The following is a 13,368-nucleotide window of genomic DNA, read 5'->3' on the forward strand; positions in this document are numbered from 1 at the left end:
TATACACAGGCACTATTCCTTATCCATATCTATATCACTGCTTTTAACTTCTAATTCTAACGAGGTGGTAAATCCGCTATTGTTCAGGGAATGACTCACCGTGACCAACGTCCAATAGGCTTCATCAATTTCAGGTTTAAATCCGCTGACTTGTACCGGTAATTCAGGAAAGAGATCCGCTCGCCCTTTCGCAAGGGTAATACTAAAAGAGGCAACGCCCCGCTGTATTTTTTCCCACGCGGCTTTCGCGGCACGTTCGGCATTGGTTTTACTTGCGTAAGTGTGAGACAACACCATCACATTACCTTCTTCACCAACAAGGTACTCCCCTTGTTTCTCTTCTTCTTTTTTCGGTTTATCGGTAGTCGGTTTTCTACGGCGAATTTGTGACTGTGTTTTTTCTTGTGGCTTACGGGTATTTAAATAATTGGCAGTCACGCCAGTATAAGCACCTCTATCGACTAATGAAAAACGGTGTCCATCCCCCACACTGCGGGTGATTTGTACTAGAGGTAATGCTTGACCACTGACGGTGGTATTGCCCCCTTGCACCATAAACAGCAAACTCCCGTTTTTAACACAGGCGGTGGCACCATTTAATTGCCCTAAGCGCGTTAAAAAACTGCCGTCTGACTCATTGGTCTGGTCGATGTGTTCAATCTTCACTGTATCAAGACCAGGATCAACCACCGCCGTGACATTATTACGCCCTGCAATGGTTCTCACGATATCGCCTAATGTTTTTTGATGATACGACATTTCACGGCGAACATTGAGTGTTGCCCTAAAATCCACACTACGAGCGCGCAATGTCATTTTATCCGGTACACCTGAATGCTCTATCTCATCGACCGTAAACGAGCCTTTATGAATAAGATTTTCACCCTGCCAACCAAGATGTAAGGTTAACACCTCACCCCGCTTTGGCATCATTAATGCGCCGTCAGAATCATCTAACTCAATATCAAGCCGGTCAGCTTCAAAGCCCCGATTATCCGTTAATGAAAGCGAAATTAATCGCCCTTGAATTTTGGCGCTGATATCTTCGTCACCGGCAATTAACACGAAAGCCGGTGTGCTACTTTTACCGGTGATCATTTCTGGCAACATTATGATAAAACCCCTTTCATCGCTTCACCGGCACCATTGGCCATCATGCCTAATTGGTCGCTTAAATCCCCCAACATCTGGCTGATAGAGTCATCCACCCGTTTTAATGTCAGCGAAAAATCAATTTTTCTGGCGGCGCCGTCTTGGAAAAATTCGGTGTGGGTGCGTTGTAAATCGGTGATCACAAACATGCCGTGAATGGTGCCCGTACCATCAATAAACGACCACGCTTTACCACTATCCGCCATTAATTCCAATGCCAACAACGACACTTTACCGCCGGTTAATGAGGGATAAAGCGCTCCCGATAAAGTGATCACATCAGTATCAGGGCCAATAAATTGTTGTGCCGGTCGGCGTGCGACACGTTGAGTAAAACCATGTCGCCACGTTTGTTGTTTTTGTAGAGATTGATAAGGTACTGTGCGTAACTCAAACACAAATACCCCAAGTGTTGCCATCATTGCCGTTTATTCGTTGGTCTGTATGTTGTCGGTTAAAAGGGGCGTTAAACAATGGATAAGGCTTGTTTGAGAAATGGCACAAGGGGAATGAAGCGAATCGGTGATCAGCGGTCAATAGACTAGCCGTAACTTAAGCAAGAAATAGTGATTGTGCAATGGCTATTACCGAAACATTTGATAACCGAAAAAAAGCAATGCACCTGTATTTTTCAGGTTACCGCATTGCCCGCATAGCGGAATCGCTAGGCGAAAAGGCGTCCACTATTCACAGTTGGAAACGCCGTGATAATTGGGATGAAATTAACCCAACCGAGCGCGCAGAGTTAACCGTTGAAGCGCGTTATTGCAATCTGATTTTAAAAGAGAGCAAAGAAGGCAAAGATTTTAAAGAAATCGACTTATTAGGGCGTCAACTTGAACGCATGGCGCGGATCAGAAAATATCAAAACGGTGGTAATGAAACTGACCTTAACCCTAAGATTGCCAACCGCAATAAAGGCGAACGCCGTCAACCAGAGAAAAACTTCTTTTCAGAAGAACAAATCGAAAAATTAGAAGATGAGTTTCGCAATACGTTATTTGAATATCAAAAGGTGTGGTATCGCGCCGGTCATCACCGCATTCGCAATATTTTAAAATCCCGTCAAATCGGCGCAACATTCTACTTTGCGCGAGAAGCCTTTATTGATGCCCTGACCACCGGGCGTAATCAAGTTTTCCTCTCCGCCAGTAAAGCGCAAGCCTATATGTTCCGTGAATACATTATCAAAATGGCATTAGAGGTTGATGTTGAATTAAAAGGCGATCCATTGATGTTAAGTAACGGTGCAACGCTCTATTTCCTCGGCACTAATGCCCGCACGGCACAAAGTTATCACGGTAATTTGTATCTGGATGAAACCTTTTGGATACCCAAGTTTCAAGAGTTACGCAAAGTCACTTCCGGTATGGCCATACAAAAACATTGGCGACAAACTTACTTTTCAACACCGTCAACCATGAGCCATGAAGCGTACCCTTTTTGGTCGGGCAAGCTGTATAACCGCGGACGCAAAAAAGAAGATCGCGTTGATATTGATATCTCACATGAAGCGTTAGTGAATGGGCGTTTATGTGAGGATGGGCAGTGGCGACAAATCGTCAATATTGAAGATGCCTTACGGGGCGGTTGTGATTTATTCGATTTAGAGCAACTCAAAAAAGAGTATAGCCCAGACGAATATAACAACCTGTTAATGTGCCACTTTATGGATGATATCGAATCCCTATTCAACTTTAACATGATGCAAAATTGCATGGTGGACAGTTGGGAAGTGTGGGACGACATTCAACCGTTAGCCCTGCGCCCTTATGGTTATGATCCGGTTTGGGTAGGTTACGACCCCAGCAAAGGCGGTGAAAATGGTGATAGTGCCGGTTGTGTGGTTATCGCTCCGCCGAAAGTACCCGGAGGGAAATTCCGCATATTAGAGCGCCATCAATGGCGTGGTATGGATTTTCGCGAACAAGCTGACTCCATTAAAAAAATTACTGAACGTTTCTATGTGGAATATATGGGCATTGATACCACGGGCTTAGGCCATGGTGTTTATCAGAATGTCATTCAGTTTTTCCCTGCTGCGCGTGAGTTTATTTATAACCCGAATGTCAAAAATGCCTTAGTGATTAAAGCCTATGATGTGATTAGTCACGGGCGTTTAGAGTTCGATGCACAGTGCGTTGATATCATTCAATCTTTTACTTCCACCGGAAGCGGTAACCGCCCTACTTATGAAGCCTCACGCAGTGAAGAAAGCGGACATGCTGACCTAGCGTGGGCAACGATGCACGCCCTATTCAACGAACCATTAACTGGCACCACCGAGAACAGTAATAACATTGTGGAGATTTATTGATGAGCCGTAAAAATAAAAAAAGTTTTAAAGCACAACAAACAGCAACCGCCAATAACGGTATGGAAGCCTTTACCTTCGATAGTCCTGTTCCGGTGTTAGATAAACGAGAAATCTTTGATTATCTGGAATGTGCGCAAGTTGATAATTGGTACGAGCCACCGATTAGTTTTGACGCATTATCAAAGCTATTTCGTGCTACACCCCATCATAGCAGTGCGATTTATGTGAAACGTAATATCTTAGTGAGTACCTTCCAACCTACCCGCTTTCTATCTAAGTTAGACTTTAGCCGGTTTGCTCTCGACTTCTTAACGTTTGGCAATGCCTATCTTGAACGGCGTAATAATATGGTGGGTAATTTATTAAAACTCACACCAACGTTAGCAAAATATACCCGCCGTGGTGTTGCCGATGATAGCTACTGGTTTGTACGCTATGGCTATGACTCACAACCTTATGAGTTTAAACCCGGTAGCGTGTTTCAGTTATATGAACCCGATTTAAATCAAGAGTTATACGGGTTACCGGAATATCTAGCGTCTACTATGTCAGTGCTACTGAATGAAGCGGCTACCCTGTTCCGCGTTAAGTATTATCGTAATGGAAGCCATGCGGGATTTATTTTATACATTAGTGATGCCTCACAAACGCCAAGTGATATTGATAAAATTCGTGATGCAATGAAAAATTCCAAAGGCCCCGGCAATTTTCGTAATTTACTTATCAATGCTCCGAACGGCAAGAAAGACGGAGTACAAGTTATTCCACTAAGTGAGATTGCGGCAAAAGATGAGTTCATGAATATCAAGAATGTCAGTCGTGACGATATGTTAGCCGCACACCGTGTACCGCCTCAAATGATGGGGATCATTCCACAGAATACCGGTGGCTTTGGTGACGTAGAAAAAGCGGCAAAGGTTTTCTTTCGTAATGAGTTGGCACCACTGCAAAGCAAGATATTACAAATTAATGATTGGCTAGGTGAAGAAGTGATTAAGTTTGACAAATACACACTAGATGATGAGTAACCTTACCGCACAAAGAACAATACCGCCGACACTGGCGGTATTTTTTTACCTGTAAGGTATAAGTATCGGTCTGACTAATAATAATAGTAACCCAATTCTATTATACTGCTTACCCCTTGATAAGGCGAATCCGCCTAATTTTCACCCTCTCAAACCCGTATTCAATGCGCCTACAATCCATTTTAAGCGCACGTAATTTATTTGATATTTAGATATCTTTTTCTTGTTTTAATCGCTCTACGCGCCGGAAATTTGCGAGGAATAATGTTTTCAACCCCCTCAAAACGCAATCGTGACCCCGCCACGCCCGCGCACTAAATCGACCTGTTTTTATGCACCTGCATGAGTGCCACAAAAGCCCGTGATATCTGGCGCCTTCGAGCAACTTTGAGCCTTTTTTGATCTTGCACTTTTCGTATAATTACTATCTCATGTAATATGACTAACGATATTTTTGTAATAATTATTCTCTTCATTATCTGCATCTAAACAATTTTCATACGATTGAATAAATTGAGCATATAATGCATCATCAGAAACATTTGTCTTTTTACCTATTTTGGTTAAAGTCCCTCTAATATAATTAGCTACCATTGAAAATAAAAAATGCCCTTTAATCCAGTGTAAATATAATGTGCTTTTTTCTTCTATAATCTTATCTATAGTTAATGAATCATATTCATGAATAACCGTCTTTAAATTTTCCACATGTTCATTTATTTTATCTTCACATAACTCAACTTCCCCTTTTTTTAATAAAAAAGGATGTACTGTATCAGAAATAACCGATGCACTACATTTGAAAATATGATTGTAAATATCTATTTTTATTAACTCTTCCAATAAATCAATTTGATTTGATAACCAAGACGATATTTCTATTTTAGATATATCTTCCTTGGATAATCTGCCTAAAGATTTAATTGTTTTTTCTATTACACTTAAATTTAAATATGAGTTTTCTATTGAATAACCAAATGTTCTTAATATATTACAATGTGAGGTTTTTTTATTATTAAATATAGAAAAATCAGAATCAGTAGCAACAATGATATTCAATTCCCCTGAAGCAATCCCTTCAATAAAAGAGGTTAATTCTTCACAACCATTAACTTCTTGAATTTCAAATTTTAAACTACTAAATTTTGATAATAAAATCTCCCAAAAACATATATCATCTTTCCCTTCAACATAAACCATATAATTTACTTGATGAAATAAACCTAATACATTAGTGGCCTCAGTAGAGTAATTCCAATTAGTCATTAATTAAATTCTCCATATCAAAAATATACTTTCTATACTTTGAAGCTACTTCTGGAGAATGTGTCGCTGCAACTATTTGCGCATTAGGGTTAAGTGTTTTAATTGCAGGTATAATCTGTCTTTGCCAAGCTATATGTAATGATAACTCAGGCTCATCAGTAAGGAAAATATTCGTTTTATTTTGTTGAATGAGAGTTTCAATAAATAAAATTAATAATTGTTTTTCTCCAGAAGATAAACTAGAGTGTGGTATTATCCCATGAGTGTTATACAAAACTAGCTCACCATTATCGAACTTAAAACTTTTCTCCTCCATAAATTGTTTAAGTATTTCTAAAAATAAAGTTATAGGCTTGAATATGTCAGCAATTTCTTTTTCCGCATTTAAAGACATTTTTGTAATTCGTTGTGTTTTTCGTAAAGCCTCTAAAGATCTTATATCTATTTTCTTTTCAATTAATTTTTCACTTGAAACTGCATTTCCTTTTTTTGTGTTTTTCTTTATTTCAATAATTGTTTTATCTATTGCATCAATATGAAAAATGATTTTTTTCTTAACATCATCATCAAACGCTTTCAATTGTTTAAATGCGATAATTAACTCATTCCTTTCCCTTTCTTTATCAAAAGATATTTTTTGTGTACTTTCTTCTGCATCTTCTTTATTATAAAGAATTGATGCCAACACTTCTTTTTGAAGATTATTAGAAACCTTCATTGATTTTTGAGATAAATATAGTTGATATCTAGTTAATTCTTGTAATAACGCATTTAATTTATAATCCACTGGATTAATATAATCAATATTATTATTCCCTCGTAATTCTAAATCTTCACTACTTCTCATCCTGTACACTGATATAGATGATAAAGATGTGAACTTATTCAATTCATATTTTAATTTTAAAGCATCTTCTTTAATTTTTTTTCTATATGATAGAGGCATTCTATTACCATCACCATATGACCTTATAGTATATTTTTTATTTGAGATAATATAATTAATTAAAAAAAATGATCTATATTGTTCTTCCTCGAAATTGACTTTTATTGTTTTATTTTTGTTTCCTTCTTTTAAAATAATTTTTACTGAAGAAAAATCATTAGAACTCAATGATTCAACATCTACCGATAAAACAGCAGTTAATATATTCATGAAAGTCGTTTTACCTGTTCCATTTTTTCCAATGATGATGTTTACATCATCATTAAATGTACAAGAAACATTAAATCGCCCCCAAAAACCTTCTATTTCAACACTCGATAATGTATACATTTTTACCTCAAGCAAATTTTTAATCCATATAATATCTTAATAATTAAATTAATTTAATAGGCTTAACCACTGTTTATTTAAACAGCATTATTATTTTTAAATCGTTTTTATGAATATATTTAATAACAATTAAATTTCATTAGAAATTCTCTTTAAATTTATATAATAACCCATAAATAAAACCAGATTGAAATTATCACTTATATTTATTAGGTGTAAAATTAAAAAAATAATAAAATATGTAAAATGAGACATTTGGAATTTAATGTTTTTTTAATGCAAACCCAAATTATTATATTAAAATCATATCAAAATAGAATAAAAAACCAAATAAATCGATAATAAAGTAAAGAATATCTACATATCTTAACTAAATTTAATTTACTTTTTAATTTCTTCTTTTATACAAAATCTGCCCCCTACACCCATCAAACCAAATCACTTCATCACCGTAACTAAGGCGCATACCGTTCATCACCATTGACCACATTGAGTCGGGCGGTAAATCCAATCCCATTTTTTCGGCAAAAGCTTTGAACTCAGGTATCAAACGTTCCTGATTTTCACTTAATGACACCGTTGAAATTATCCGCTGACTCTTTTTATGCTCTAAAACCTCGCCCAATTATTTATCCCAATCGCTATATTGTGAACGTAGGTCAAAAACATCAGGCTCAGAAATCCCCCATACGGGCGATTTTAAGCACCTATCGTGTGGATTTTTAATATCAGGTGAACTGCCCGATCCACAGTTATTGACAGGACTCCAAGTAAGGCAATAAATAAGTTAATATCAGTTAATTATTAACTTGGAGAAAAAATATGCATCCTTCAAAAGTAAGAATTTATGTATTTGATTGGAATACTTTCATTATGGCATTGGGAATAATCTTATCATTATGTCTTCATCTTTCTACTCAAAGTAACATCGCAGAAAGAGATAAAAAAAATATAGAAAATGAAAGAAATAACATAAGAACAATGTTTGCCTATGAGATCTCACATAATCAATCAAGTCTAAAATTTTTAGAGGGAACAAAAAATGTAGGTTTTAATAAAGAAAAGTGCCAAGAAAAAACCTGTACTCCTAGCGCTGTTGAACTCAATATATTTGCTGACATAAGATTGAGGGTTCTAAACTCGCTAAGAGATGATGTATATACTATTTATCTACCTCAGATATACCTTCTTGAACAAAAAGAAGTCTCGTTAATAATGAATTATTATTACAGCCAGAAAGAACTACTACAAAACTCAAAAGCTATTCAAATTGAATTATCTCAAAATAGAGAGAATAAGAAATGGCTTGAAGAAAAAACAGATCTTCTTAATCATGATTTTGAGAAAGAATACTCATTAGGCGAACAAATACTATTAATGTATAAAGCTTATATTCCTAATGAGTTAGTGGATAAACGTTAACATTCAAAAAAATGATATAGCTAATCTACACTCTGAAATCTATAAGTTTAGTTTGTTCAGAGTGTTAGCCTTTTAAATTTTATCTCCCCTCTCGGAAACCGGTTACATCGGTTACACCCTACAAAAATCACCTCTAACCATATGATTTAAAACAACTCTGTTGTAACTTTTTACAGGTTACAACGGGTTACAAAACAGAGGTTAAAAAGTTACATCCTTATAAAACAATAAGTTATATTTTTAATTTGTAACCTCTTTAAACGGTTACACGTAACTACAAAGTAACCCATTTGTAACCTTTCCCAATCTCTATATTTCTACATTTAATCAATAAGATATAAACCTATTTTAATTTTGTAACCATTGTAACCGCTTTCCGAACCCCTCCCACAAATTCTCTATCTATATAAAAGAGATTAAATAATGATTGTTTATTGTACAAATATTTATATCTTCTCTATTTTGTTGCTCTTGGTAATTATGATAATTACTTGATGATTTGCTATAGATAAAAGAAAGGCTGCACATCGGCAGCCTTTAGATGAATGAAGGGAGAAACTAACTCTCGGTATTTTCCTGAAACACCCAACACTTAATTACTTCGGGCCTTTTAAGCGCACTCCCTATCGCCAGTGAATTATTAAATTGACTGTTTACTACACTCCTCACTGTCTTGATACCTACAAACTTACGCATACGCCCTGCTTTCAGTAAGTTTTTAATATCCGTATTTAATAACATGGATTGTCTGTGTTCGCTGGCAACCTGCTCAATATGGTTAAAATTCACTGCATAAACGCCCTGTTCAATACTATGATTAACACCAAATGGCTCATTATCTTGTAGATAATCAAACATATCCCAAAATTCCATAACTGGCGGTTGATCCAACTGAATAGCTTGTACGCGTTGTTTAGCTAACTCAATAATAAAGTTACGTGTCTGTCGGATATGCGCATCTTTTACAGGCAATACCAATGCTAATGTTTCCAATAAAGCGATTAACTGTGCATGGTTCTTGGCGATCCGCTCATGGTTAATCGCCTTATCCGCAAATAACTGCGCCTGCAAATCATCTACACGCTCATTATATTGTTTTAATATTGCAGCCTCTTTCATTAACACCTTAGGTAAAAAACCTGAAAGTTTCTCAATAGGATAACGCTCAAGAGCAATGGCAGCATAACGGGTTTCTACGCTTTGCTCAGCCTTATCAGTATAAAGATGAATAATCCTCTCTAAAATCGCTCGTGAGGCATTAATCTCGGCATTCTGTGCAATCACAATACTGCCTTTAAATAATGGCTCGTAAGTTTCATTACCACTGTTTTTTACGCCTAATGAACGAGTCGCACGACCGTTATACAAAGATTTCAACTCTTCCCAATCAAACGCTTTCAACTTTGCGTTATCTTGTACGCGATCACTTTCAATTAAACACACAGGTAAATTACTAATTTGTGAAAAATTACGCCCTCGAGCTGCAACACTCGATTTTGATGCATCGAACCCTTCATAATCTGCGCGACCACATAAACGCCATAAAAATTCAATTAAGGTACTTTTACCCGAACCTGGTTCACCGCAAATCTCTAAAAAAGGATAGCTCTTATGTGTTTTTCGTATTTGTTCAGCAAAAAGAGAACCTACCCAAAACGCTAATACGACATAGCCTTTCACACCAAAAGCCTCCCAAAGAGAACTTAACCAACTGGTATCAAATTCACTAAAATCCGTATTAATAGATAATGATGGACTAAGGCTTAACGTCTTAATATCGAGTTTATTTAAAGAAAAATAATCTTCCTCATTCAACGTAAAACACTTACCGTCTTGTATTGCCACATCATTAAATACATACACACCGTATTCTTTGTTATATCCCACATAATTTTGAGTGATCACCTCTTTGATATCAGGCAATGCCTGTTTGCAAATACGATCTAATTGCAAAGTTGTACCTGTATAAACAGCTCCTTTTGCCACATGTAATAAACGCTTTTTAAATTCACTGGCACTCGTTAATTGTGAGGCGGTAAAAGTCGCTTTAACTTGTGGCTGTCGAGGAAAATCAACGCGGATGTAATACCATGATTCATCGGTTTCTACCGACTTTTGGAAATATAATGGCGTCGGATAACAGTTGGCTATTTCAATTACAGTGCCAGACTCTTTAACGGCTTTTTGTCTGGCTTCATCTTCATCTAAATCAGGCTCTGCATCATGAATACGCTCAATCGTCTTCATCATTTTGTCGATGTCCAACTTAAACCAATACAAACGGTTATCATGCTGAAAATCAAACTCTGAACGCTCCGTCCAATTAAACATTAAACGTGCTTTTTCAAACGCAGTGGAAGCTAATAGCAACTTCCCATAATAACGATAACGAGCCATATCTCGTTCAGTTAACTTGCCTTTCATGTGCAAGTCATTCCAATCGTTCCCATTATCAACTTCTGCTGGTCTGGCGGCAGTAGCTTTCCAACCCTCTTCATAACTACGCGCAACAAACTTTCTCATAGCCCGTTCGCCAGCTGCGCCATTATCTAATGCCCAAACCAATAACGGTTTTTTATTATTGCCCAGTTCTGTTTTTAACTTGGCCAAAGCAATTTCAGGATAATTATGACAAGTCATCAGTGAAACTGCTGTCATACCATTTTGAATAAGACTTAGCGCATCAAAAATACCCTCAGTAAGCCAGATCTCTTTAGCTTGTGTTAAATCTTGTTGAGGTAATGACCACCAATGCCCTTTATAAGAACCAAAAAAGTTAGCTTTACGATCAAATCTTGATGGTCTATCAATAATACGTTCCCAATATGCTCCCTCTGGTAACGCAAATTTAACTGTTGCAGCACCTAAACCATTAGCATGATAACTAGACTCTGAATAGAGCCCCTTTAATGCCTCAATGTTCAATCCTCTAATTACATGTTTCGTAGAGCAATTAAAAAAGTGAAGCCCAGTATGGCATTAGGTCAGGCAACCCACGCATTGCGCCATACATTCGCCACCCATTTTATGATGAACGGCGGAAGTATTATTACGTTACAACGCATCTTAGGACACACTAATTTGCAACAAACGTTGACCTATGCACACTTTGCGCCAGACTTCTTATAAGATGCCATTCAATATAACCCTTTGAAAGGTAGCACAGAATTACTGGTTTAGAGTGTCCACATATTGTCCACACTTGAACACTTAAGGGCACTTTTTAGCCCTTTTTGATGGTTTTATGTACAAAAAAAGGCATCTTAAAAAAGATGCCTTCCTCTATAACTTATTGATTATCTTTGATTTGCTTATTTTGCACTGGTGCGAATTAAGTAATCAAAGGCGCTAAGTGAGGCTTTTGCACCTTCGCCAGCAGCAATAATGATTTGCTTATAAGGTACTGTTGTACAGTCACCGGCTGCAAACACACCTTTGATATTAGTTTCACCACGGGCATCAACAACAATTTCGCCCATTTTATTACGTTCAACAGTACCTTCTAACCACTGTGTATTAGGTAATAAACCGATTTGAACGAAAATACCGGCTAATGCAATATCATGCATAGAATCATTAGTACGATCTTTATATTTTAGACCGGTTAACTTAGTGCCATCGCCATATACTTCTGTAGTTTGCGCATTTAAGATAACTTCTACATTGCTTAAGCTACGTAATTTTTTCTGTAATACCGCATCTGCTCTCATTTCTGGAGCAAATTCTAACACTGTTACATGTTCAACTAAGCCAGCTAAGTCAATTGCAGCTTCAACACCAGAGTTACCACCACCAATAACAGCAACTCTTTTGCCTTTAAACAGTGGACCATCACAGTGTGGACAATAAGTAACACCACGAGTGCGGTATTCATTTTCGCCAGGAACATTCATATTTCTCCAGCGAGCGCCTGTTGCAATAATTAAGCTACGAGTTTTTAAAATTGCGCCTGATGCTGTTTCAATTTGATGTAACTCCCCTTCTGATGCTCCCGGAATTAAGCGACTAACCGTTTGGCTATCAATCACATCCACTTGATAATCATCAACGTGAGCTTTTAACGCACCAGCAAGTTTTGCACCTTCAGTTTTTGGTACTGAGATATAGTTTTCAATATCAACAGTATCAAGAACTTGGCCACCAAAACGTTCACCGATAAGACCTGTATTTAAACCTTTACGAGCAGAATAAACCGCCGCTGATGCACCCGCAGGACCACTTCCCACAATTAATACATCAAATGCATCTTTTTGGTTTAATAATTCTGCGGTACGTTTTTCTGCATTGCTGTCTACTTTGTTAACAATTTCAGCTAAGGTCATACGACCCTGGCCAAACTCGTTACCATTTAAGAATACAGCAGGAACGCCCATAATATTACGTTCCTGAATTTCATTTTGGAACATGCCTCCGTCAATCGCAGTATGTGTGACCTTCGGATTTAAAATCGCCATTAAGTTTAATGCCTGAACAACATCAGGGCAGTTATGACAAGAGAGCGAATAATAGGTTTCGAAATGAAACTCACCGTCTAACTGACGAATTTGTTCAAGTAATTCTTGTGCTTCTTTTGATGGGTGTCCACCAGTTTGTAATAATGCTAAAACTAATGAAGTAAATTCATGACCTAATGGCGAACCAGCAAAACGAACACCGGTTTCTTTCCCTGGGTTGGTAATAAGAAAAGATGGTTTACGTACATTCGCGTTATTATCTTCACGATAAGTGACTTTATCGGATAATGGTTCGATTTCTTTTAATAGCGCTTGGATATCAGCAGAATGTTTACTGTCGTCTAATGTTGCTACTAACTCAACTGGCTGGGTTAATCGTTCTAAATAAGCTTTCAATTGAGCTTTTAAATTATTATCTAACATTTTTGCACCCTCAATAAAATCGGGTGCCGA

The 13,368-nt window shown here is 37.1% G+C and carries 10 protein-coding genes and 1 pseudogene; 4 read left to right on the forward strand and 7 right to left on the reverse strand.

Translation table 11 applies throughout. The annotated features are described in order from the left end of the window. Positions 1-12: 12 nt before the first annotated feature. Together BTA34_RS08015 and BTA34_RS08020 are read right to left on the reverse strand one after the other, a co-directional pair. Positions 13-1,110, reverse strand: coding sequence for a phage late control D family protein (locus tag BTA34_RS08015; RefSeq protein ID WP_151435204.1), 1,098 nt, complete (start codon positions 1,108-1,110; stop codon positions 13-15). Continuing rightward, positions 1,110-1,574 (reverse strand): phage tail protein, encoded by a 465-nt coding sequence (locus tag BTA34_RS08020; RefSeq protein ID WP_151435205.1) that lies wholly within the window; start codon positions 1,572-1,574, stop codon positions 1,110-1,112. Before BTA34_RS08020 ends, BTA34_RS08015 begins: the two co-directional genes overlap by 1 nt. 155 nt (positions 1,575-1,729) lie before the next feature. On the opposite strand from BTA34_RS08020, the gene BTA34_RS08025 reads away from it, so the two are divergent. Beyond that, positions 1,730-3,469 (forward strand): terminase ATPase subunit family protein, encoded by a 1,740-nt coding sequence (locus BTA34_RS08025; protein ID WP_151435206.1) that lies wholly within the window; start codon positions 1,730-1,732, stop codon positions 3,467-3,469. Next, a complete protein-coding gene (locus BTA34_RS08030) occupies positions 3,469-4,497 on the forward strand; it encodes a phage portal protein (protein ID WP_151435207.1) in 1,029 nt (342 codons plus the stop codon). Before BTA34_RS08025 ends, BTA34_RS08030 begins: the two co-directional genes overlap by 1 nt. Before the next feature lie 429 nt (positions 4,498-4,926). On the opposite strand, the gene BTA34_RS08035 is transcribed toward BTA34_RS08030, so the two are convergent. The 3 genes from BTA34_RS08035 to BTA34_RS08045 form a co-directional block, all read right to left on the reverse strand. Continuing rightward, entirely contained in the window at positions 4,927-5,763 is an 837-nt protein-coding gene (locus tag BTA34_RS08035; protein WP_151435208.1) for a DUF4435 domain-containing protein, read from the reverse strand. Beyond that, on the reverse strand, positions 5,756-7,039 hold the full coding sequence (locus tag BTA34_RS08040) for an AAA family ATPase (RefSeq protein WP_151435209.1): 1,284 nt from the start codon (positions 7,037-7,039) through the stop codon (positions 5,756-5,758). Before BTA34_RS08040 ends, BTA34_RS08035 begins: the two co-directional genes overlap by 8 nt. 388 nt (positions 7,040-7,427) lie before the next feature. Further along, positions 7,428-7,616: a hypothetical protein gene (locus BTA34_RS08045; protein ID WP_151435210.1), complete on the reverse strand. Its 189-nt coding sequence runs from the start codon at positions 7,614-7,616 to the stop codon at positions 7,428-7,430. Positions 7,617-7,861: 245 nt separating this feature from the next. Between BTA34_RS08045 and BTA34_RS08050 the strand changes: the two genes are divergently transcribed. Then, positions 7,862-8,461: a hypothetical protein gene (locus tag BTA34_RS08050; RefSeq protein WP_151435211.1), complete on the forward strand. Its 600-nt coding sequence runs from the start codon at positions 7,862-7,864 to the stop codon at positions 8,459-8,461. Between the two features lie 558 nt (positions 8,462-9,019). Here the strand turns inward: BTA34_RS08050 and BTA34_RS08055 are convergent. Then, the gene (locus BTA34_RS08055; protein WP_265576306.1) at positions 9,020-11,386 is read right to left on the reverse strand and encodes a toprim domain-containing protein; all 2,367 of its coding nucleotides are present in this window, start codon (positions 11,384-11,386) and stop codon (positions 9,020-9,022) included. A 15-nt stretch (positions 11,387-11,401) separates the two neighbouring features. Here BTA34_RS08055 and BTA34_RS08060 point away from each other — a divergent pair. Beyond that, a pseudogene (locus tag BTA34_RS08060) lies at positions 11,402-11,641 on the forward strand (tyrosine-type recombinase/integrase); the annotation flags it as partial. Positions 11,642-11,772: 131 nt separating this feature from the next. Here the strand turns inward: BTA34_RS08060 and ahpF are convergent. After that, complete coding sequence (gene ahpF / locus BTA34_RS08065; RefSeq protein WP_151435212.1) at positions 11,773-13,338, reverse strand: alkyl hydroperoxide reductase subunit F; 1,566 nt, start codon at positions 13,336-13,338, stop codon at positions 11,773-11,775. Positions 13,339-13,368 lie beyond the last annotated feature (30 nt).

It is taken from the genome of Proteus sp. CD3, from assembly GCF_008808075.1.
Taxonomy (GTDB): domain Bacteria; phylum Pseudomonadota; class Gammaproteobacteria; order Enterobacterales; family Enterobacteriaceae; genus Proteus; species Proteus appendicitidis.